Genomic DNA, 20,661 nt, shown 5'->3' on the forward strand with positions numbered 1-20,661 from the left:
CATCGAGTACGCGCCCGCCCCCGAATCCACCGCTCCCGTCCAACTGGCCTCTCAGTACGGCCTATTTGTGGGTGGCGAAATGGTGGAACCGGCCGCTGGGAGACTGGCTGCCACCATCAACCCGGCCACTGGGGAGCAGCTGGCCGAGGTGAGTGTGGCCGACGCCGCCGATGTGGACCGGGCGGTGGCCGCTGCCCGCGCCGCGTGGGTGGGAGGCTGGCGGGATCTGTCTGGCGCGGAGCGGGCCAAGTACCTGTACCGGGTGGCCCGGCTGCTGCAAGAGCGGGCCCGAGAGTTCGCGGTCTTGGAGACCATGGACGGGGGCAAACCCATACGGGAGTCCCGCGACCTCGACATCCCGCTGGCTGCGGCCCACTTCTTCCATTACGCCGGCTGGGCCGACAAGCTCGACTACGCCTTCAGCGGTCGGCGAACTGCACCCCTGGGGGTTGCCGCCCAAGTCATTCCGTGGAACTTTCCCCTGCTCATGGCGGCCTGGAAGCTGGCCCCTGCCCTGGCCTGCGGCAACACTGCCGTGCTCAAGCCGGCGCCCACCACCCCGCTAACCGCATTGTTGCTGGCCGAGGTGCTGCGCGACGCCGAACTGCCCGCAGGCGTGGTCAACATCGTCACCGGCGACGACGCCACCGGGGCCGCGCTGGTGTCCCACCCCGGCGTGGACAAGGTGGCGTTCACCGGGTCGACCGAGGTGGGCCGGGCCATCGGAGCGGAGGTGGCCGGTACCGGAAAGCGCCTCACCCTGGAACTGGGAGGAAAGGCGGCCAACATCGTGTTCGAAGACGCCGCCTTGGACCAAGTGACCGAGGGCATCGTCAACGGCATCTACTTCAACGGCGGACAGGTGTGCTGCGCCGGTTCCCGCCTTTTGGTGCAAGAGACGGTGGCCGACGCAGTGGTGGGGAAGCTCCAGCGGCGCATGGACACCCTGCGGGTGGGCGACCCGCTGGACAAGAACACCGACATCGGGGCCATCAACTCCCAAGCCCAACTCGACCGCATCCAAGAGCTGGTGGCTTCCGGGGTGGCCGAGGGGGCCGAGCTGTACACGCCGGAGTGTGTGCTGCCCGAGCGGGGTTTCTTCCACCCGCCGGCGCTGTTCACCAACGTGTCCACCGCCCACCGCATCGCCCAGGAGGAGATCTTCGGGCCGGTGCTGTCGGTGCTCACCTTCCGCACCGCCGAGGAGGCGGTGGCCAAGGCCAACAACACCCCGTATGGATTGTCGGCCGGCATCTGGACCGAGAAGGGGTCGCGCATCTTGTGGATGGCCGACCGGATGCAGGCTGGTGTGGTGTGGGCCAATACCTTCAACCGGTTCGACCCGGCCAGCCCGTTCGGCGGCTACCGGGAGAGCGGCTACGGCCGCGAAGGGGGCCGGGTCGGACTGCTGCCCTATGTGGAGTTGGTGGCATGAGCAGTCGGTTGTCGGTCAACAAGACCTACAAGCAATTCGTCGGCGGGGCGTTCGAGCGCTCGGAGTCGGGGCGGTCGTACCCGGTGACTGGGGCTGGGGGAGAACTCCTGGCCCACGCCGTCCAAGGGTCGCGCAAAGACGTCCGGGACGCAGTGGCCGCCGCTAGGTCGGCCCAAGAGAGCTGGGCCGGGCGCACCGCCTACAACCGGGGCCAGATCTTGTACCGGGTGGCCGAGGTGATGGAGTCGCGCCGCGACGAGTTCTGTGCCGAGGTGCTCCGGACAACCGATGGAGGCTCGGAGGCGACCGCAGCTGAGGAGGTCGCCGCCGCCATCGATCGCTGGGTGTGGTACGCCGGCTGGGCCGACAAGTTCCCCACCGTGCTGGGCGGAGCCAACCCGGTGGCCGGTCCCTATTTCAACCTCAGCGTGCCCGAGCCCACCGGCGTGGTGGGGATCGTGGCCCCCGACGAACCACCCCTGATTCCGCTGGTGTCGAGGCTGGCTCCGGTGATCGTGTCGGGAAACACCGCAGTGGTGCTGGCCTCCGAGCGCTGCCCGCTGGCGGCCGTCACCCTGGCTGAGACCTTGGCGCTGAGCGACATCCCCTCCGGGGTGGTCAACATCATTACCGGCCACCGCGATGAGCTCGTCCCCCCGCTGGCTGGCCACGTGGCGGTGGACTCGCTGGACCTGACCGGTTGCGACTCCGAGCAGGGCGCGGCTGCGGCCCGCCAGGCCGCGGCCACCATCACCCGGGTGGTAAGCGCATCGGCCGCCGAGCGCCAGTGGGCCGATGAGTCCGCCCAGAGCCCCTACCTCATCAACGCCTTCTGCGAAACCAAGACTGTCTGGCACCCCAAGGGAAGATGAGCCCCGGTCCGTTTGTGCTCGGCGTCGACCTCGACGGGGTGTGCGCCCAGCACACGGTGGCGTTCCGAAGGATCGTCGCGAGGGAAAAGGGTGTGTCTGAAGAGTCGTTGACCCTGGAGTGCGGCTGGGGCTTCCAAGAATGGGGATTCGAGGACGGCGACTTCGAGACCTACCACCGACGGGCGGTGGTGGAGCATCGAATGCTGGCCGACATGCCGGCCATGCCCGGTGCCTCCCGAGCCCTGTGGCGGCTGTCGGAGGCCGGGGCGTGGATCCGCATCATCACCCACCGTCTTTATACCAACTGGGATCATGCCATCGCCGCCGGCGACACCGCAGAGTGGCTCGACAAGGCCAAGATCCCCTACCGAGACCTGTGCTTCGTGGGCGGCAAGACCGCAGTAGACGCCCACGTCTACATCGAAGACGCCCCCCACAACGTCGAGGCTCTGCGGGCCGAGGGCCGAACCGTCATCGTGTTCGACCAGCCCTACAACCGGGACCTGGACCCACCCCGGGCCACCACTTGGGACGAGGTGGAGGCCATGGTGTACGACGAGCTGACCTCCCATCAAGGCGCCGTCCAACACCAGCTCCCCACATTCGACCCCAGCACCGACCGCCTCGACGACCGTTCGGGCTGAGAGGCCCCATGCCCCTCGTTCATGGCTTAGGACCGATTCTCTGTTGTGTTTCACATTTTATGTGATACTGTGACAATCAGATCGGGACTCTGGAGGAGAATCGGTGAGGAATATCACGGTGGCGGTGGATGAGGAAACGCACCGACTGGCACGAATTCGAGCAGCGGAGCTGGACACTTCGGTGTCGGCCCTGGTGCGGGGCTACCTCCAGGGGCTTGCCCGGGGCGACCAGGCGGCGGCCGGGGCCGATGTGTTGGCGGAAACAGAAGCTGAGCGCCGACATAGGCTGCTGGGTGAGGCCATCGACGACATCACCGGCAATGGCGGAGGTCTACGGGTAGCCGCCCATGTGCCTCGGGACGCCCTGTATGAACGCAGTGCGCTTCGTTGACACCAACATCTTGTTGTACGCCGTCAGCGCGTTGTCTGAGGACTCGTACAAGCGCGGCCGCGCCCTTTCGCTGTTGGAAGACGGCGATCTAGCTCTCTCGGTGCAGGTGATCCAGGAGTTCTACGTTCAAGCGACCCGCCCGAGCCGCGCCGACGCACTCACCTCCGAACAGGCGCTGCGTTTTCTGGAGGCCATTGACAGCTACCCCGTTCAGCCGGTGACGGAGCAGATCTTCCAACAGGCCGTGACTATCAGCCAACGTTTCGGACTGTCGTATTGGGACAGTGCGATCTTGGCCGCGGCGGGTGCGATGGGCTGCGAGGTCGTCTATTCCGAGGACATGAGCTCCGAACAGGACTACGACGGCATCCGAGTAATCAATCCCTTCGAATCCTGACTGACCCGCTCTCGCCTCGACTAGCTCCTGCCGCTTGGAGTTCTCTACTGGGCGGCCAGCCAGGAGGGGAGTTGGCGGATGTCGGAGAGTTCAACCCACCGATCGTGGGGGGAGATGGTGGCGTGCTCTAGATCCCAGGTGAGGTGGTAGGGGATGTGGACGCCTCGGCCGCCGAGGGCGACCACGGGCTCGATGTCGGAGCGCACCGAGTTTCCCACCATCACGAATCGGTCGATGGCGATGTCGTGGCGGTCGAACAGGCGGGAGTAGGTGGCCTCGTCTTTCTCGGCCACGATCTCCACTGCGTCGAAGTGATCGGCCAACCCGGAGGCGGCGATCTTGGTTTCCTGGTTCCATAGGTCGCCCTTGGTGATGATCACCAGGCGATAGCGGTGCTCCAACGCCTCGATGGTCTCGGCTACTCCGTCGAGCAACTCCACTGGGTGGGCGTGCATTTCCTTGGCCCAGCCCACAATGGTGTGGATCTCCTCCGCGGTGATCTGTCCTTCGGTGGCCTCGATGGCGGTTTCGATCATCGACAGCACGAACCCCTTGATGCCGTAGCCGAAGATGGCCACGTTGTGGCGCTCTAGCTCGATGAGCCGCTCGTGGAAGTCCACATCGGGCAGGTAACGGGCCACCAGGCTGGCCATGCGCTCCTCATAGTCGGCGAAGATCGACTCGTTGTGCCACAGGGTGTCGTCAGCGTCGAGACCGACGATTTCAATGGTGGCCACGGTCACAACGCGAGGGGGCCGTAGGCTGGCTTTACGACCTTGTTGATGATCTCCAGCCGCTCATCGAAGGGGATGAACGCGCTCTTCATGGCGTTGATGGTCAGCCACTGGATGTCGGCCCAGTTGAAGCTGAATTCGTCCACCAATTGCATCACCTCCTGGGTCATGGAGGTGGCGCTCATCAGGCGGTTGTCGGTGTTGACCGTGACCCGGAAGCGCAGATCGCTCAGCACCTTGATGGGGTGCTCGGCGATGGACTGCGCTGCCCCGGTGTGGACGTTGGACGTTGGGCACAGCTCCAATGGGATGCGCCGGTCCCGCACGAATGCGGCCAAACGGCCCAGCTTTGGGGTGCCATCGGGGCCGAAATCAATGTCATCAACGATGCGGACGCCGTGGCCTAGGCGCTCGGTGCCGCAGTACTGCACGGCTTCCCAGATGGACGGCGGGCCGTAGGCCTCCCCGGCGTGGATGGTGAAGTGGAAGTTTTCCCGCTGAATCAGATGGAATGCGTCGAGGTGGCGGGTGGGAGGATTGCCGGCCTCGGCTCCGGCAATGTCAAAGCCCACCACGCCCCGGTCGCGATGGCGGATGGCCAGCTGGGCGATTTCCAGCGAGCGAGCCGCGGTGCGCATGGCAGTGACCAGCGTGCCGATGCGGATGTTGCGGTTGGCGCTTCCCGCCTCGAAGCCGGCCACTACCGCCTCCACTACCTCGTCCAGGCTCAGCCCGGCTTCGGTGTGGAGTTCGGGAGCAAACCTCACCTCGGCGTAAACCACGCCATCGTCGTCCAGGTCTTCGGCGCACTCAGCCGCTACTCGCTCCAGGGCGTCACTGGTCTGCATGACACCCACGGTGTGGGCGAAGGTCTCCAGGTACAGGGTGAGGTCCAGCCGGCTGGCCCCTCGCACCATCCAGCGGGCCAGCTCGTCGGCGTTGGTGGTGGGCAGGTTGTTGTAGCCGGTCTCGGCGGCCAGCTCCACCACGGTCTGCGGGCGCAGTCCGCCGTCCAGGTGGTCGTGCAACAGGACTTTGGGAGCGGCTCTTACTTCTTCGATTGTCGGATGAATCACTGCCCTAATCGTACGGAATCCGAGCGGCAATCAGGCGGCGAGGCTCGGGAGCGGTGTCGGCGATGGTCAGGGCGGTGCTCAAGGCCTCGTGGGCCGCGGGCAGCAGGGAAGGGTCGTCGGTGTGGAGTTCGGCGATCACCTCGCCGGCCGCCACGCTGTCACCGTGGACCCGGCGTAGGAGCACCCCAGCCACCGCCGACACGTCGTCCTCCTTGCGGGCTCGGCCCGCGCCCAGCCGCCAGGCCGCCACTCCCACGGCCAGGGCGTCAATGCGGTTGACCACCCCGTCGGCCGGGGCAGTCCAGTGGTCCACCACCGGGGCGGCGGGCAGGGGAGCGGCGGGATCGCCGCCCTGGGCCGCCACCATGGCCCGCCACACGTCCATGGCCCGGCCCGAGGCCAGCACATCGGCCGGGTCGGAGTCCAGGCCGGCGATGGCCACCATCTCCTGGGCCAAAGCCAGGGTCACCTCCAACAAGTCGGCGGGTCCGCCCCCGGCCAATGTCTCGACCGCCTCGGCCACCTCCAGGGCGTTGCCCGCGGCTAGGCCCAATGGCTGGTCCATGTCGGTGAGCAGCGCCACGGTGTCCACCCCGTGGGCATGGCCCAATCCGACCATGGTGCGGGCCAGTTCCTCGCCCATAGCGGGGTCGGGCAGGAACGCCCCCGAGCCGAACTTCACATCCAGCACCAGCCCGGCGGTTCCCTCGGCGATCTTCTTGGACATGATCGAGCTGGCGATCAGCGGGATCGACGCCACCGTCCCGGTCACGTCCCGCAGGGCGTACAACACCCGATCGGCGGGAGCCAGGTCGGCAGTGGCCGCAGCGATCACCGCGCCCACGTCTTGGAGTTGGCCCAGGAATTGATCGTGGCTGAGGGCGGCCTGCCAGCCGCTGATGGCCTCCATCTTGTCGAGGGTGCCACCGGTATGGCCCAGGCCCCGCCCCGAGAGCTGGGGCACCGCCGCGCCGCAGGCCGCCACCAGGGGGCAGAGCACCAGCGACGCCTTGTCGCCCACTCCGCCGGTGGAGTGCTTGTCGACCGTGGGCCGCGCCAGGCTCGACAAGTCCAGCCGCTGGCCGCTGTTGATCATGGCCGCGGTCCAAGTGGCCAGTTCTCGGCCGGTCATCCTCCGCCACACAATGGCCATGAGCAGGGCGGCGGCTTGCTCCGCTGGGATGGAGCCCGAGGTGACCCCTTCGATGAACCAGTCGATTTGCTCGTCGCTCAGCTCGCCACCGTCCCGCTTGGCGACAATGAGATCGACCGTGTTCACGGCAGGTCGTCGGGGCCGAAGGCGCCGGGCAGCAACTCGCCCACCGTCTGGATCTCGTTTACCTGGCAGGCGGCGCCACCCGCCTCATAGAGCAGTTGGCGGCAGCGTCCACAGGGGGTGAGCGGGTTTCCGTCGCCATCGGTCACCGCCACCGCCACCAGCCGCCCGCCGCCAGTGCGGTGCAGGTCGCCGACCAAGCCGCATTCGGCGCACAGGGTGAGCCCGTAGGAGGCGTTCTCCACGTTGCACCCGGTTACCACCCGACCGTCGTCGGTCAGCCCGGCCGCGCCCACCGACAGCTTCGAGTACGGGGCATAGGCCCCCGTGGAGGCCTCATGGGCGGCAGCCCACAACTCATCCCAAGAGATCGCCTGCTCAGTGCCCATCAGTGCTCTTTTCTGCTTCCGCTACTTGCTTCGCTGGAACGGCTGGCCCGCAGCCGCAGGTGGGATCGACCGGCCCACCGCACCGGCCACCACCACCAGCGTGACCACAAACGGCAGGGCCTGGAGGAACTCGCTGGGAATCTCGAACCCGCTCACTTCTACCCCGAGGAGCTGGAGGCGGGTGCCCAGCGCCCGGGAGAAGCCGAACAGCAGCGCCCCACCAAATGCGCCCCACGGGGTCCACTTCCCGAAGATCAGGGCGGCCAGAGCGATGAACCCCGCCGCGTTGGTCATGTTGTCCTCGAAGCGGGTTTGCGACTCCATGGAGAACCAGGCCCCGGCCAAACCGGCAATCAGCCCGCCCAAGATCACCGACTGGTAGCGGATCCGAATCACGTTCACACCCAGGGTCTCGGCGGCGTGGGGGTTCTCTCCGCACGATCGCACCCGCAAACCCCACGGCGTACGGAACATGACCAGCCAGGTGCCGATCACCACCAGGTACATCATCCAGTAGATGGGCTTACCCCGGAAAAGCTGGTCGCCGATCACCGGAATTTCCGACAGCAAGGGCAACCCGAACTCGGAGGTTCCCACCCCGGTGGTGATGCCGGTCTTGACGATCACCTCCGAGCGCAGGAATCCGGTCAGCCCCAAGGCGAACAGGTTGATCACCACCCCGGCCACGATCTGGTTCACGCCGAAGCGGATGGACAGCACGGCAAGAAGGGAGGCCACCAGTCCGCCGGCCAATACCGATATGAGTATGGAGAACCACAGCAATCCGGTGGACTGGGCATCTCCGATGGTGGCGTAGGTCATGTAGCCGATGCCGGCACCGGCCAGCATGGTGCCCTCGATGCCGATGTTTATGATGCCCGACCGCTCGCACCACAGGCCGGTGGTGGCCCCCAATGCCAGTGGGGTGGCCAGCACCAGCGACTGGTTGAACAGGTTGATGATGTTGGTGCTGGGGTTGTCGGATAGCGCCAGGCTGAGCACCAGCACCAATGGGATCAGGGCTATGGCGCTCAAGAGCCGAGCCGGGCTAGCCCATCGTCGGGTCTCGGGCGGTGCAAATCCCAGCACCGCAGCGACCAGGAACAGCACCCCGATGGCGATCACCCACGTGGGGGGATGGAATCCGATACCGGCCGGGTCGGGGGGCGGCTCAAAGTCGAACGTCCGGCTGGTGCCGCTGATGGCCGGGGCGACCCCGGCGATCAAGGCCACTCCCAGCAGCCCGAAGACCAGCCCGGTCACCGACTGGCGATTCAGACCAGCCCGCTCCGAGGCTCCGGTCGCGCCCGCGGCGTGCTCCACGGTGGTCACACGATTCTCCGGGGTTGCACTGATATCCAAGCTGTGCTCGTGGTGTGGTCATTCATGTTCACACTGACCCCTCGACGGATGTGGCCTTGAACGGGCTTTGGTCCATTTCTCGTACCCGGAACAGGTAGCGGACGATGGCGTCAGCGGCCACGAACAGCAGCACCATGGCCTGGATGATCCGCACAACGTCGATGGAAACGTCGGCTTCCTGCTGCATCAGCGGTGCCCCCGACAGCATCGACCCCCAGAGAAGCGCGGCGGCGATGATGGCCACCGGGTTGGTGCGGGCCAACAGGGCGATGGCGATGCCGTCGAAGCCCATCAGGAAGAAAGTACCCGGCTGGAAGAAGCCGTTGGTGCCCGAGATTTCCGAGGCCGCGGCCAGCCCGGCGAACGCTCCCGACGCGGCCATCGAGGCCACGATCACCCGGTTCACGTTGATCCCGGCGTAGTGGGAGGCGTGAGGATTCAGCCCCACCGTGCCCACCTCGAACCCGAACGTGGTGCGATTGAGCACGAACGCCACCACCAGGCACACGCCCAGTAGGGCGAATAGGCCAGTGTGGAGAACGGGCTGGCTGTCCACCAGCTCGGGCAAGACCGCGGTGTCGGAGATGGGGTCGGTGCGGGGAACGGTGCTCTCGGTGTCGCGCAGCACTATTGGATCGCGGGAGTTCACCATCCAGCGGACCCCGAATAGAACCAAGGAGTTGAGCATGATGGTGCTGATCACCTCGTGGGCCCCGGTCTTGGTGCGCAGCACGCCGGGAATCCCGCCCCAGAAGGCACCCCCCAGCGTGCCGGCGATGAGGATCAGCGGGATGGCCACGATGCCGGGCAGGTCGGACATCCACGACAGCGCCCCCACATAGGCCGCGGTGATGCCGCCGGCTAGCAGCTGGCCCTCGGCACCGATGTTGAACAGCCCGGCTCGAAAGGCGAAAGCCAAGGCCAACGCCGATCCGATGAACGGCGCCGACCGGGCTATCGACCCCGCGATCTGGTCGCCCCCACCCACCATGCCCCGCAACAGCGCCCAGTAGGCGGTGAAAGGGTTCACCCCTATGATGGAGATCAGCACGCCGCCGACCACGAACGACAACAAGATGGCGTAGAGCGATACGTACAGCGGCTGGAGCCGCCATGCCTCGGTGAGCAGGCGGTGGACCTGGCTGGCGGCCCGCCCAATCCCGGCGTTGGCATTCTTGGCGCCGTTCACGACTGGCCTCCCGCGCTGCCGGTGGCCATGAGCAGGCCGAGCTCTTCGCGGGTGGCGTCGGCGGCGTTGACCGTTCCGGCCAGTCGGCCCCGGTAGAGCACGCCGATCCGGTCGGACAGCGACACGATCTCGTCCAACTCGGCCGACACCAACAGCACCGCCACCCCCTGGTCGCGCAGCTCGATGATCTTGCGGTGGATGAACTCGATCGAGCCCACGTCGAGGCCCCGGGTGGGCTGGGCCACGATCAAGGCCTTGAGGTCACCGGTCAGCTCTCGGGCCACGATCACCTTTTGCTGGTTGCCGCCCGACAGGGTGTCGATGGTGGCGTCAACCCCGGGAGTGCGGACGTCGAACTGCTCCACCAGCTCTTCGGCCTCAGCGTTGATGGCTGCGGTATTGCGCACGCCGAGATTGGAGAACCTGCCGTGGTGATAGCGGTTCAGCACCAAATTGTCGGCGATGGTGTATTGGGCCACCACCCCGTGCTTGCTGCGGTTCTCCGGCACATGGGCCACGCCCAGCTCGTTGATTTTGCGGGGAGTCCAGTCGGTGGTGTCCCGGCCGAGCATCTCCACTCGTCCCCCGGTTGCCGGACGCATTCCGCAGACGGTCTCCACTAGCTCTCGCTGGCCGTTGCCCTCCACGCCGGCGATGCCGAAGATCTCTCCGGCTCTCACCTCCACGTCCAATCCGGTGACCGTCTCCACTCCCCGGTCGTCTTGCGAACGCAGGCCCTGCACTCGAATGACCGGTGCTCCGGGATCGGCTTCGGCCTTCTCCACCCTGAACACCACGTCGCGGCCCACCATCAGGTTGGCCAGAGACTGCTGGGTGGCGCCCTCGGCCGTGGTGGTTCCCACCACCCGCCCAGACCGCAGCACGGTGATGCGGTCGGCCACCGCCAGCACCTCGCGCAGCTTGTGGGTGATGAAGATGATGGACTTGCCCTGGCCGGTGAGGCTCTCCACCACCTCGAAGAAGTCGTCCACCTCGCCGGGGGTGAGCACCGCGGTGGGCTCGTCGAGGATCAAGATGTCGGCGTCGCGGAACAGGGCTTTGACCAGCTCCACCCGCTGCTGTTCACCCACCGAGAGCTCGCCCACGGTGGCGTCGGGGTCCACGGCAAGCCCGTAGCGCTTGGCCAGGGCGTCGATCTGGCGGCGAGCGGTGTCGAGGTCAAGGAACGCTCCTTTGGTGACCTCGTTGCCCAAGATGATGTTCTCGGCCACCGTGAACACCGGGATCAGCTGGAAGTGCTGGTGGACCATGCCGATGCCCCGGGCGATGGCCTCGCCGGAGTCTTGAAAGTGTACCTGTTCGCCTCGCACCCGAATGGTGCCGCGGTCGGGCCGGTAGAGCCCAAACACCATGTTCATCAGGGTGCTCTTGCCCGCGCCGTTCTCTCCCAGCAGGCAATGGATTTCACCCTGATTGAGGGTGAGGCTCACGTCGTCGTTGGCAATCACCCCTGGAAAGGCCTTGGTGATGCCCTCGACCTCCAGCACCGGACGTGCCGCGCCCCCGCTTGCCTGAGCCATGCGCAGCCCAGGCTACGCCAAATGACGCCAGCTGCTACCCCATCCACGAGATGCTCAAGCTTCGAGTCCTTTCTCAAGGGTCCGAAATGTGCTCGAGAGGCCGATTGGAGAAGTGGCCGTCCACAGGCCGTTTCTCGTGAATGCCGTGATTACGACTGTGGTCAGTGGACGCTGGCAGGCTCGTGTGTGGCAAGGTCGATGACATTGAAGAGCGACGGTGCATCGTGAGCCTCGCCCCACTGCTGCAAGAGTTGGTCGACTGCATGAGCAATCGCCGCAGCATTTAGGTGCTGACCGACTTTATCAAGAGCGGCACGCGCGTCTTTCTCGATACCTGCACGGTTGTGGCGAAGAATGGCAGCGAGATCTACGCGCTGCAGAAGCTTCTTTGTCACGGGCCGCTTTGTGTCAGCGAACAGCAACGACTTGAGGAGGAGGGTTGTGGCTTCACTCGTCATCACACTGAGAAGGATGGCTGCCTCAGGCGCGGTCTCGCACGGCAGGAAGTACGACGTGTCGTCGAATAGGACGGGAGTACCCTCGCTTGGACCTACGAGCTGGAACCGAGGGGTCTTATGGAGGCCAGAGACCGCGACCTTCCATGGTGCGAATGTGTAAGGCCCGATGCCGAACATTGAGAAAGCCGCTCGGTTTTGGTAGATCGATGACTTACGGGCAGCGAATTGTTCCGCGTGGGTCTGCAAATAGCCCCAGAGCTTGGGTGCTGTGTATCGGAGGCTCCTCGTCTCATCTGCGAGCGACCGCTGAGTCACGATCACATAGCGTTCTGGAGGCCTACCCTTGTTTATGTCTGAGCCCTTGAGGAGCGGGTAAACCCAGTCGTCTTCGACCTCAACGGCCTCGCCGAGCGCGTTGTGGAGTTTGCCGCCTTCGTCAGAGCGAAGCTCCATGGCAGCTGCCAAGTCGTGCTTGACGCCTTGTCGCCACTCGACTGGCGACGAACCGTCAAATTGGCGGGATGCAGCGTGAGCATTCACATCAGCGACAAGTGCGCCCTCAACCAGTCCCATGGTGCTCGTCGGGCAGCTTGCATCTAGTGAATCGAAGACATGGCATTGGTAGTTGTGGCTAGCCCCATCGAGCCGAACAGCGAAGAGGCAGGCATCAACTGCTACCCCGAACGACTTCTTTGCGTCGATGCGCCACAGGAACGATTCAGCCACATGTAGATCCAGGTGGGCTGCCAGCGTGAGAACCCGGCGTGCGACGGAGGTTTTGCAAAGGAGCGCGATCGTCGGTTCTTCTCGACGCAATTCCGTAAGTAGCCGCATCCAGATGTACTCGGCGACGTCAAAGTTCGATTCACCCGTAAGCGCATCGATCCCCCGCACGGAACGCAAGTTCGTGCGATCGGGAATCTGGACTGAGTCCATTGCGCCGAGGTCAGACAACGTGACCCATGGCGGATTCCCGAGGACCAGCAGTGGCCCATCCATCTCCCATTGGAGCTTGCCCAAGTCGTGGCGGAACATGTCACCCACCTCGACTCGCCACGTAACGTCTTTGGTGGCCGAGCAGTTGAGATGGTGGCGCGCGACATCGGCATGGGCAGGTTGTATCTCTACTCCCACCATTTCGATGGATGGCTCAAAAATCGAAGCAGCAGCGAGCATGAAGCTCCCCTGGCCACATGTCGGTTCCAGTACCCGGCGCGTTCCACGCTGGATCGTCGCCAAAACTTGAGTGCACTCCACTGCGAGCTCCCTAGGCGTCTGGAAGTCGCCGAGTTCCTTACGAGATGAGGTCTTGGACACCGTCGACCCCTCCTGCGTTTGCGATTGCGTGGCCATACTGAAGCCGCCACTGAAGGGCATTGCTGATTGTGATGTAACCCTGTGTCGGGGGTTCGCTGAGAACTCGTTCGGCCAAGGCCGTGCGACCGATTTCGTCTAGCGGCAGATTTCGGTCTTCCATGAAGGCAACGAGGTCGTCGACATTTCCGCCGCGGTCGAGGATCTCAAGGATTCCTGTCGTCGTCTGGTAGTCGCCGGTCCTAGACCGGTCGATGAACAGTGCGTGGCGAACATCGATGGCAGCAGACTGGGTCTCGTGGGTGTCGGTTTTTTCGTAAACAAACACGAGCAGGTCGTAGCCCAGCCCGAAGATCTTTTGCGATGCGTCGCGAAACGGGCACGATGACTGCGGTTGTCTGAGAAATGTCGCCTTGAGATCAACTTCCAGTTCAGGAAAGTCGATTCCGCGAGCCGCGTTTCCAGGCTCATACGCGTACCGCTCTGCGAGGAACTCGTTGAAGCTCTCCTCGACCCAGGTGCCCAGCGCCTTGCCGTCTGTCGTGCCGAACAATTCGGGAATCGGTGTGCCGCGAAGTGACTCGGAGAACTCGGCAGCCGCTGTCTTCAAGCCATCAAGTTCTAGCGAGCTTGACATCACTAGAGGCTACGTCCTGGCGCGCACTGCGTCATGCCCCCATATTAGGAGCACCCTATGACATCCTCTGGACAAACAAATCCGAGGCTAGTGGACATGCTTGGCACTCTTGTCTAAGCCCCTCGCGAAAGACGGCGGCTGAGATCGCTCAGCCGCCGCCCTTCATTGAATGTGGTGGGTCAGTCGCAGAGGGAGCCTTCGCCTATGAACAGGCCGTCGATGCCGCACACACCGGTGTTGATGCTGCCGGCGGCCAGTCCGGCCCGCACCCGCTCCACGTTGGCGGCCGCTTCGGCGCTCACCGCGGCGTCGTGGAATGGGGCGTAAGTGATGCCCAAGTTCTCGGCGGTCAGCACGAATGGCCCACCGGCGAAGGTGCCTTGGATGGTGGTGGCGATGTTGCGGAACACCGACAGGTCAACCCGCTTGATGGCTGAGCTGGCCAGATGCTCCGAACCAGGAGCCGTACCGCCGTTGAAGGTGGTGTAGTACTCGTCCTGGTCCACGCCGATGCCCCAGGCCCCGGCTTCAGCGGCGGCCTTTATGCCGCCGGAGCCGGTGGGACCGCCGGCGCCGAAGATCACATCAGCGCCGTCGCCGATGAACTGCTGGGCGTCAGACGCGCCCTTGGCCGGATCGGTGAAGCTCTCGTTGTACACCGACAGCACCTGGATGTCGGGGTTGATGTACTTGGCACCGGCCTCGTAGCCGTTGACGAACTTCACCACCGGGGGTACGTCCTCGCGGCCGGCAACCACGCCGACCACGCCCGACTGGCTGAGCGAGGCGGCCAGGGCACCGGCGATAAAGCCGCCCTCGTGCTCGTTGAACAGAACGCCCACGTAGTTGGACGGGTACTCGGGGTGCCACTGGTCGATGCCGATGTAGTTGATGTTGGGGTTCTCCTCGGCCGCCGCCATGGTGTCGGTGCCGAGCAGGAAGCCCACGGTGATGAGCACGTCGGGGTTCTCGCTGGCCGAGGTGCTCAAGTTGGCGTCGTAGTCGGCCTCTGATGCGGTTTCGATGACGCTGGTGTCCTCGATGCCGAAGCACTCGGCCGCTCCGACCATGCCCTCGTAGGCGAACTGGTTGAACGTGCCGTCGTCCACCTTGCCGATGTCGGTGACCATGTTCACCTGGAAGCCGTCGGGGGCTTGAATGCCGCCCCACGCTTCGCATTCCTCCTCCAACGAGATCAAAGCCCCAGAAGGCGCCATTGGCGCCTCAGGCTCCGGCGCTTCGGTTGGTTCGGGGGCTGGGGCCTCAGTGGGCTCAGGCTCCGGCGCTTCGGTTGGTGCCGGAGCCTCGGTAGGCGCGGGCGCTGGAGCCGATTCCGAATCGTCGTCGTTGCCGCAGCTGGCCGCTACCAGGGCCAGGCAAAACAGCAGGGCGAACAAAGCAATGAGTTTCTTGCGCATCTGAACCCCTCCGTCTGATGCCAGTGGTTGGACTCACGAGGCTAGTTCAGGGAGACGACAATCACAGTGTCGGACCAGTGAGTTGGCAGAGCCTCAAAGTGTCTACGCTGTCGCCATGACAAGGCTTGCAGGAAAGACAGCCATCGTTACCGGCGCGGCCCGGGGCACGGGTTCGGTGATCGCCCAGATGTTCCGGGACGAAGGGGCAGTGGTGGTGGCCACCGACATTGCCGAGGGCGACGGAATCGTCAAACTCGACGTGACTAACGAGGCCCACTGGGACGAGGTGGTGAGCGGCATGGAGCAGGTGGACGTGCTGGTCAACAACGCGGCCATCTTGCACATGGGACCCATCGAGCGCACCTCAGCCGACATCTACCGCCAAGTGTTGGACGTGAACCTGGTGGGGCCATTCTTGGGTATGCGGGCGGTGATCGGTCCGATGCGAGCGGCCGGGGGCGGTTCGATCGTCAACATCAGCTCCATTGATGGGCTCATCGGCATGAACGGGATTTCCGCCTACGGAGCCAGCAAGTTCGGCCTCGGCGGGCTGATGCGCTGCGCCGCCCTGGAGTTGGGCCGATCCGGCATCCGGGTCAACAACGTGTGTCCCGCGGGCGGCAACCCGGCCATGTACGCCCAGTGGTTTGACCAGATGATGGCGTTTATGGATGAGACGGCGGCCTACTCTGACAATCGGGGCATCCCCGGCGAGGTTCCCTTGGAGTGCATCGCCGCCGCCGCGCTGTTTCTGGCCTCCGACGAGTCTTCCCATATCACCGGGGCCGACTTGCCGGTGGACGGCGGTGCGGCCGCCGGAGTGGTCATCGAGGGCTTGAACCGCCTGGAGTGACCGAAGTCTCATTCCGGTCTGTCGGCAGTAACATTCAAGAAGCCGCAACAGCCAAGGGCGGCTGAGGAGGAAGAGATGGCTCCACCTGTTCGCACCGACGAGGAAATCATCGGTCGCGCCAACGTCAACGACATCGACACCATCATCGACATCTCTCGAACCAACAGCGACGTCACCTCGATAATCCACGCCGTTCAGGACAACAGCGACGCTCTGTTCACCTGGGACTACGCCAAGGGGGCTCGGCCCCAACTGGAGCGCCTGTACGAGAAGGCCAAGACATCGCAATGGAATGCTCAAACCGACCTGGACTGGTCGATTGAGGTGGACCCCTATGAGGCGTTTTCCGTCTTCTCCGAGTCCAATTTCACTCCCGAGTTCGAGCGCGACAAGAGCCGCCGTCTGCCCACTGACAACTGGGGCGATGCGGAGTGGCGGGAGTTCTCTCTGGAGACCTTCAAATGGCGCATGAGCCAGTTCCTCCACGGCGAGCAGGGGGCCCTGTTGTGTACGGCCAAGATCGTCGAGACCGTTCCGTGGATCGACGCCAAGTACTACGCCGCCACCCAGGTGGTGGACGAGGCCCGACATGTGGAGGTGTTCGGCCAGTACATCGACACCAAGCTGGGCGACTCATATCCGATCAACGTCCACCTCAAGATGCTGCTCGACGACATCATCAACGACAGCCGCTGGGACATGACCTATCTGGGCATGCAGATCATGGTGGAGGGCCTGGCCCTGGCCGCCTTCGGCTTCATGCATCAGCTCACCCCCGAGCCGCTGCTCAAGCAGCTCCTCCGCTATGTGATGGCCGATGAGGCCCGCCATGTGGCCTTCGGCGTGCTCAGCCTCCAGGAGTTCTACAGCGAGCTGACTGTGGCCGAGCTGCGAGAGCGCCAGGAGTTTGCGTTCGAGGCTGCGGTGCGGATGCGCGACCGGTTCTTGTCCCAAGAGGTGTGGGAGCGCTTGGGCGTGCCGGTGCGGCCCATGGTGGAGAACTTCCTGTCGTTGCCCGCCGAACAGAAGCCGTTCCAGAACATCCTGTTCTCCAAGATCGTGCCCAACTGCAAGAAGCTGGGACTGTTAGATGCCGGCGACGGCTGGCTGCGCCGCCGCTTTGAGGAGATCCACGTCATCGAGTTCGAAGACTGGGTGGACACCGGCGAAGAATACGAGGACTTCCAGATCGAGGAGGCCGCTGCGGTCTGAATTGGCGTCGCCGCGGTCTAGGCCGCCGCGGCTACCGATCGCACTTCGTTGTGCCCGGCCAGCGGATGCGATAGCGGTTGTTGGCCACCAGGCGATAAGTCCAGCCAGCGAGCGGGCTGATTGGGCCCAAGGTGAGCAGGCGGCCCAGCGCGGGCCAAGGGGCGCGCATGGCCCGTAAGGATTTGGCGATGCAACGGTGCTCGTCGAAGCGGGTGCCGTCGGGGTCGATCCACCAGGCAGAGCGAGTCACGTCGTCGTCGGAGAGTCCGAGGGCGGCCAGGTCGGTTTGCTGGGAGGGGACCACCAGGTAATCGCTGCTCAGCCGACGCTCGACCCAGCGGGCGGTCGCGGTGCAGAACCCGCAGTCGCCGTCGTAGATCAGCGTGCCCGCAGAGAGGGGCGAAGGGAAAGGGTTGGGTCCAGTTGCTTCGTCCGGCGGCGTTGACAGGGGAGATCTCGGTTCAGCTGTTGCGCCCGGCATTGGGCTTCCGCCCATGGTTGGCCTTCTTGCGCCTTGCTCGGGCCTTGCGTTTTTGGGTGCGCTTCGACATTCAAACCTCCGCGTCTCTAGAAAGACTACCGACTCCAGGTAGCGTGAACGACCCGTGGAACGCTTCGGGTTCGTCGGTCTGCCCAACTCCGGCAAGTCTTCCCTATACAACGCCTTGATCGGGTCAGACGTGCTGGCCGCCCCCTACGCTTTCGCCACCACCGACTCCAACGTAGGCGTGGCCAAGGTTGTGGATCCCCGCCTTGATGCCATAGCCCAGCTAAGCGGCTCCCGCACCGTGACGCCGGCCAGCGTGCAGTTCACCGATATCGGGGGTCTGGTGGAGGGGGCCAGCCGGGGCGAGGGGCTGGGTAACCGCTTTCTGGCCGGCATCCGTGAGGTGGACGCGGTGGTGTACGTGCTCCGAGCCTTTGCCCACCCCGACGTGCCCGGGCCCACCGACCCCTTGGAGCACCTGCGGGTGCTGGAGATCGAGTTGACGCTGGCCGACTTGGAGTCGGTTGAGAACCGGCTGGTCAAGCGGCGCAAGTCTGCGGTCCAAGACCGCTCGCTGGCCGGGGAAGTGGCTGCTTTGGAAGCCGCCGCCGACGTGCTGGGCGAGGGTATCCCCATCTACCGCAGCGATTTGGCTTCCAGCCAGCGGGCCGACCTGCGGGAGAGCTTCCTGCTCACCAATCGCCCGGTGCTGGCGGTGGTCAACATCGGGGAGGACCAGCTTGACGACGCCGAATCTGTGATCGAACCGGTGGCCGTCGAGCTTGACGGCCGGGCTGGGGTAATGGCGGTGTGCGTGCAGCTCGAAGCCGAAGCCTCCCAGCTCTCCGCTGAGGAACGGGCCGAGATGCTCCAGGGACTGGGCTTGGGCGAGGGGGCCTTGGGCCGGTTCACCCATGCGGCCTACGACCTATTGGGCTTGCGGACCTTCTTCACCACTGGCGACAAGGAGACCCGGGCTTGGACCTTCCGCATGGGGGCCACTGCCCCCGAAGCTGCGGGCCGGATCCACACCGACTTCCAGAGAGGGTTCATCCGGGCCGACGTGATTGGCTGGCAGGAGCTGCTGGAAGCGGGCGGCTGGACCAAATCCAAGGAACTGGGCGTGATGCGCACCGAGGGCCGCGACTACCCGGTGGCCGACGGCGACGTGATGGAGATCCGCTTCAACGTCTAACCGAGGCAATCGGCGCAACTTTCTCTTGAACAAATGCCGCAGGAGTTGGAAAATCAACCCATGGCGTGGCTCGTCTGCAACGACCGGGTGCTGGCCACCGTGGAGATCGCCACGGGATGGCGGGAGCGGGCCCTTGGGCTGTTGGGCCGAGACGAGTTCGACAAAGCACTGCTGCTCCGTCCGGCGTTCTCGGTGCATACCTTGGGTATGCGCTTTCCCATTGACGTGGCTTACCTGGACCGCGATCTCGTTGTGTTGAAGGCGGCCACCATGGGCCGCTTTCGGATCGGCCTGCCGGTGTGGCGAGCCCGGGCAGTGCTGGAAGCTGAGGCCGGTTCGTTTGCCCGCTGGGGCCTAAAGCCCGGCGATCACCTGCAAGTGCGGCAAACTGCTAGTGAGTGGGGTTGAGCGAGCCAGGGAGGAAGCATGGCTGGAAGGTTGGTTTTGGTTGCCACCCCGATCGGCAATCTGGGCGACCTGTCTCCGAGAGCGGTGGAGGCATTAGCCGACGCTGACGTGGTGGCCTGTGAGGACACTCGCCGCACCGGAAAACTGCTTGCCCATGCCGGGGTGAACGCGCCCCGCCTGCTGGTGGTCAACGAGCACACCGAAAAGGCCAGTGCGGCCGAGATCGCCAAACTGATCGTCGCCGGGAACATGGTGGCCCTGGTCACCGATGCCGGCACCCCGGCGGTCTCCGATCCGGGTGCCAAGGTGGTGCAGGCGGTGCTCAAGGTCGGAGCCGAGGTGGAGGCCGTGCCCGGACCGTCGGCCGCCTTGTCTGCCCTGGTGGTGAGCGGCCTGCCCACGGGGCGCTTTTGCTTTGAGGGATTTCTGCCCAAGAAGGGGCGCCATCGCACCGATCGCCTCCACGCGCTGTCAGTCGAGCCTCGCACCATGGTGCTGTTTGAAGCGCCCCACCGGCTGGCCCGCACTTTGGGCGACTTGGCCTCAGCGCTGGGCGGTGATCGGGACGTCGCCATCGTGCGGGAGCAGACCAAGCTGCACGAGGAGGTTTGGCGCGGCGCTATGGCCGATGCAGTTGCCCGGGTTGGCGAGTCAGAGCCCCGCGGCGAATATGTGCTGGTGGTGGCTGGCTGCCCCGACCCGCCTCCGCCCTCAGCACCTCAGATTCAGGAGGCTCTCGAGGAGAGGTTGGCCGAAGGATTGTCTCGACGGGATGCGGCCGCCGCGGTGGCCGCCGACCTCGGAGTGTCCCGACGAGCCGTGTACCAGATCAGTCTGAAAGACTGACCCTTCCAGAGGTCCCAAGTACTGGCCCAGTTGGCAGAGGAGTCCCCATGAGCGACGTCAAACCCATTCCCGACGACTACCCCCGCGTCACCCCCTACCTGTGTGTGGATGGCGCAGCCGCGGCCATCGACTTCATGGTCGAGGTGTTCGACGCCACCGAGCGGATGCGGATTTCTGCCCCCGGAGGAATGATCGGCCATGCTGAGGTGGCCATCGGCGACAGCCTCATCATGGTGTCCGACGAATACCCCGAGATGGGGGTGATCGGACCCAAGACCATCGGTGGCACTGCGGTCACCATCAGCGTGTATGTGGAGGACGTCGACGCCACCTATGCCAAGGCCGTCGCAGCCGGGGCCACTGCCGAACGACCGGTGGAGACCCATTTCTACGGTGACCGCAGCGGGATGTTCGTCGACCCATTCGGCCACCGCTGGAACGTGTCCACCCATGTGGAAGACGTGCCCTCCGACGAGTTGGCCCGCCGCTCGGCCGAGTGGTTCGGGGAGTAAATTCCGCAGTTCGTT

22 protein-coding genes are annotated in these 20,661 nt (G+C 64.8%); 11 read left to right on the plus strand and 11 right to left on the minus strand.

Annotation, left to right across the window (positions count from 1 at the left end; all coding sequences use genetic code 11):
• The first annotated feature begins 1 nt into the window (after nt 1).
• The 5 genes from OXG30_10175 (at nt 2) to OXG30_10195 (ending at nt 3,739) form a co-directional block, all read left to right on the plus strand.
• On the plus strand, nt 2–1,435 hold the full coding sequence (locus OXG30_10175; protein MCY4135263.1) for an aldehyde dehydrogenase family protein: 1,434 nt from the start codon (nt 2–4) through the stop codon (nt 1,433–1,435).
• On the plus strand, nt 1,432–2,307 hold the full coding sequence (locus tag OXG30_10180) for an aldehyde dehydrogenase family protein (GenBank protein ID MCY4135264.1): 876 nt from the start codon (nt 1,432–1,434) through the stop codon (nt 2,305–2,307). The genes OXG30_10175 and OXG30_10180 overlap by 4 nt, the downstream gene beginning before the upstream one ends.
• Complete coding sequence (locus OXG30_10185) at nt 2,304–2,951, plus strand: hypothetical protein (protein ID MCY4135265.1); 648 nt, start codon at nt 2,304–2,306, stop codon at nt 2,949–2,951. Before OXG30_10180 ends, OXG30_10185 begins: the two co-directional genes overlap by 4 nt.
• Nucleotides 2,952–3,054: 103 nt before the next feature.
• Complete coding sequence (locus tag OXG30_10190; protein ID MCY4135266.1) at nt 3,055–3,342, plus strand: hypothetical protein; 288 nt, start codon at nt 3,055–3,057, stop codon at nt 3,340–3,342.
• Nucleotides 3,320–3,739, plus strand: coding sequence for a PIN domain-containing protein (locus OXG30_10195; protein ID MCY4135267.1), 420 nt, complete (start codon nt 3,320–3,322; stop codon nt 3,737–3,739). Before OXG30_10190 ends, OXG30_10195 begins: the two co-directional genes overlap by 23 nt.
• A gap of 44 nt (nt 3,740–3,783) precedes the next feature.
• On the opposite strand, the gene OXG30_10200 is transcribed toward OXG30_10195, so the two are convergent.
• The 10 genes from OXG30_10200 to OXG30_10245 all read right to left on the minus strand — a co-directional run bounded on the left by OXG30_10200 (nt 3,784) and on the right by OXG30_10245 (nt 15,133).
• Nucleotides 3,784–4,476 (minus strand): HAD family hydrolase, encoded by a 693-nt coding sequence (locus tag OXG30_10200; GenBank protein MCY4135268.1) that lies wholly within the window; start codon nt 4,474–4,476, stop codon nt 3,784–3,786.
• A 2-nt stretch (nt 4,477–4,478) separates the two neighbouring features.
• Nucleotides 4,479–5,549 carry an adenosine deaminase gene (locus OXG30_10205; protein ID MCY4135269.1) on the minus strand — a complete coding sequence of 357 codons (1,071 nt, stop codon included), beginning with the start codon at nt 5,547–5,549 and terminating at the stop codon, nt 4,479–4,481.
• Between the two features lie 4 nt (nt 5,550–5,553).
• Nucleotides 5,554–6,828, minus strand: coding sequence for a thymidine phosphorylase (locus OXG30_10210; GenBank protein ID MCY4135270.1), 1,275 nt, complete (start codon nt 6,826–6,828; stop codon nt 5,554–5,556).
• A complete protein-coding gene (locus OXG30_10215) occupies nt 6,825–7,214 on the minus strand; it encodes a cytidine deaminase (protein ID MCY4135271.1) in 390 nt (129 codons plus the stop codon). Before OXG30_10215 ends, OXG30_10210 begins: the two co-directional genes overlap by 4 nt.
• A 21-nt stretch (nt 7,215–7,235) precedes the next feature.
• Nucleotides 7,236–8,546: an ABC transporter permease gene (locus tag OXG30_10220; protein ID MCY4135272.1), complete on the minus strand. Its 1,311-nt coding sequence runs from the start codon at nt 8,544–8,546 to the stop codon at nt 7,236–7,238.
• Between the two features lie 58 nt (nt 8,547–8,604).
• Complete coding sequence (locus OXG30_10225) at nt 8,605–9,765, minus strand: ABC transporter permease (GenBank protein MCY4135273.1); 1,161 nt, start codon at nt 9,763–9,765, stop codon at nt 8,605–8,607.
• Nucleotides 9,762–11,306, minus strand: a complete 1,545-nt coding sequence (locus tag OXG30_10230; GenBank protein ID MCY4135274.1) for an ABC transporter ATP-binding protein — start codon at nt 11,304–11,306, stop codon at nt 9,762–9,764. The genes OXG30_10225 and OXG30_10230 overlap by 4 nt, the downstream gene beginning before the upstream one ends.
• Before the next feature lie 161 nt (nt 11,307–11,467).
• On the minus strand, nt 11,468–13,081 hold the full coding sequence (locus tag OXG30_10235) for an N-6 DNA methylase (GenBank protein ID MCY4135275.1): 1,614 nt from the start codon (nt 13,079–13,081) through the stop codon (nt 11,468–11,470).
• The gene (locus tag OXG30_10240) at nt 13,059–13,715 is read right to left on the minus strand and encodes a restriction endonuclease (GenBank protein MCY4135276.1); all 657 of its coding nucleotides are present in this window, start codon (nt 13,713–13,715) and stop codon (nt 13,059–13,061) included. The genes OXG30_10235 and OXG30_10240 overlap by 23 nt, the downstream gene beginning before the upstream one ends.
• A 179-nt stretch (nt 13,716–13,894) precedes the next feature.
• Nucleotides 13,895–15,133: a BMP family ABC transporter substrate-binding protein gene (locus tag OXG30_10245; GenBank protein ID MCY4135277.1), complete on the minus strand. Its 1,239-nt coding sequence runs from the start codon at nt 15,131–15,133 to the stop codon at nt 13,895–13,897.
• Between the two features lie 115 nt (nt 15,134–15,248).
• Here OXG30_10245 and OXG30_10250 point away from each other — a divergent pair, with 115 nt between their 5' ends.
• Together OXG30_10250 and OXG30_10255 are read left to right on the plus strand one after the other, a co-directional pair.
• A complete protein-coding gene (locus OXG30_10250) occupies nt 15,249–15,986 on the plus strand; it encodes an SDR family oxidoreductase (protein ID MCY4135278.1) in 738 nt (245 codons plus the stop codon).
• Nucleotides 15,987–16,061: 75 nt separating this feature from the next.
• Nucleotides 16,062–17,198: a ferritin-like domain-containing protein gene (locus OXG30_10255; GenBank protein ID MCY4135279.1), complete on the plus strand. Its 1,137-nt coding sequence runs from the start codon at nt 16,062–16,064 to the stop codon at nt 17,196–17,198.
• Nucleotides 17,199–17,229: 31 nt separating this feature from the next.
• Here the strand turns inward: OXG30_10255 and OXG30_10260 are convergent, their stop codons facing one another.
• The gene (locus tag OXG30_10260) at nt 17,230–17,694 is read right to left on the minus strand and encodes a DUF393 domain-containing protein (protein ID MCY4135280.1); all 465 of its coding nucleotides are present in this window, start codon (nt 17,692–17,694) and stop codon (nt 17,230–17,232) included.
• Nucleotides 17,695–17,803: 109 nt separating this feature from the next.
• On the opposite strand from OXG30_10260, the gene ychF reads away from it, so the two are divergent.
• Genes ychF through OXG30_10280 form a run of 4 tightly spaced genes read left to right on the plus strand, consistent with a single transcriptional unit; the run spans nt 17,804 to nt 20,646 of the window.
• Nucleotides 17,804–18,880: a redox-regulated ATPase YchF gene (ychF, locus tag OXG30_10265; protein ID MCY4135281.1), complete on the plus strand. Its 1,077-nt coding sequence runs from the start codon at nt 17,804–17,806 to the stop codon at nt 18,878–18,880.
• Between the two features lie 60 nt (nt 18,881–18,940).
• On the plus strand, nt 18,941–19,288 hold the full coding sequence (locus tag OXG30_10270; protein MCY4135282.1) for a DUF192 domain-containing protein: 348 nt from the start codon (nt 18,941–18,943) through the stop codon (nt 19,286–19,288).
• An 18-nt stretch (nt 19,289–19,306) separates the two neighbouring features.
• Nucleotides 19,307–20,134 (plus strand): 16S rRNA (cytidine(1402)-2'-O)-methyltransferase, encoded by an 828-nt coding sequence (gene rsmI / locus OXG30_10275; protein MCY4135283.1) that lies wholly within the window; start codon nt 19,307–19,309, stop codon nt 20,132–20,134.
• 47 nt (nt 20,135–20,181) lie between these two features.
• Nucleotides 20,182–20,646, plus strand: coding sequence for a VOC family protein (locus OXG30_10280; GenBank protein MCY4135284.1), 465 nt, complete (start codon nt 20,182–20,184; stop codon nt 20,644–20,646).
• The last annotated feature ends 15 nt before the right edge of the window (nt 20,647–20,661 follow it).

The organism is bacterium (genome assembly GCA_026708015.1).
Lineage (GTDB): Bacteria > Actinomycetota > Acidimicrobiia > Acidimicrobiales > Bin134 > Poriferisocius.

What these genes read in the sequence shown, in the direction of transcription:
- OXG30_10195 (MCY4135267.1), top strand. Translation starts at nt 3,320, where the DNA reads ATGAACGCAGTGCGCTTCGTTGACACCAACATCTTGTTGTACGCCGTC.
- OXG30_10250 (MCY4135278.1), top strand. Translation starts at nt 15,249, where the DNA reads ATGACAAGGCTTGCAGGAAAGACAGCCATCGTTACCGGCGCGGCCCGG.
- OXG30_10255 (MCY4135279.1), top strand. Translation starts at nt 16,062, where the DNA reads ATGGCTCCACCTGTTCGCACCGACGAGGAAATCATCGGTCGCGCCAAC.
- OXG30_10280 (MCY4135284.1), top strand. Translation starts at nt 20,182, where the DNA reads ATGAGCGACGTCAAACCCATTCCCGACGACTACCCCCGCGTCACCCCC.
- OXG30_10180 (MCY4135264.1), top strand. Translation starts at nt 1,432, where the DNA reads ATGAGCAGTCGGTTGTCGGTCAACAAGACCTACAAGCAATTCGTCGGC.
- OXG30_10245 (MCY4135277.1), bottom strand. Translation starts at nt 15,133, where the DNA reads ATGCGCAAGAAACTCATTGCTTTGTTCGCCCTGCTGTTTTGCCTGGCC.
- OXG30_10270 (MCY4135282.1), top strand. Translation starts at nt 18,941, where the DNA reads ATGGCGTGGCTCGTCTGCAACGACCGGGTGCTGGCCACCGTGGAGATC.
- OXG30_10230 (MCY4135274.1), bottom strand. Translation starts at nt 11,306, where the DNA reads ATGGCTCAGGCAAGCGGGGGCGCGGCACGTCCGGTGCTGGAGGTCGAG.
- OXG30_10185 (MCY4135265.1), top strand. Translation starts at nt 2,304, where the DNA reads ATGAGCCCCGGTCCGTTTGTGCTCGGCGTCGACCTCGACGGGGTGTGC.
- rsmI (MCY4135283.1), top strand. Translation starts at nt 19,307, where the DNA reads ATGGCTGGAAGGTTGGTTTTGGTTGCCACCCCGATCGGCAATCTGGGC.
- OXG30_10215 (MCY4135271.1), bottom strand. Translation starts at nt 7,214, where the DNA reads ATGGGCACTGAGCAGGCGATCTCTTGGGATGAGTTGTGGGCTGCCGCC.
- OXG30_10260 (MCY4135280.1), bottom strand. Translation starts at nt 17,694, where the DNA reads ATGGGCGGAAGCCCAATGCCGGGCGCAACAGCTGAACCGAGATCTCCC.
- OXG30_10240 (MCY4135276.1), bottom strand. Translation starts at nt 13,715, where the DNA reads ATGTCAAGCTCGCTAGAACTTGATGGCTTGAAGACAGCGGCTGCCGAG.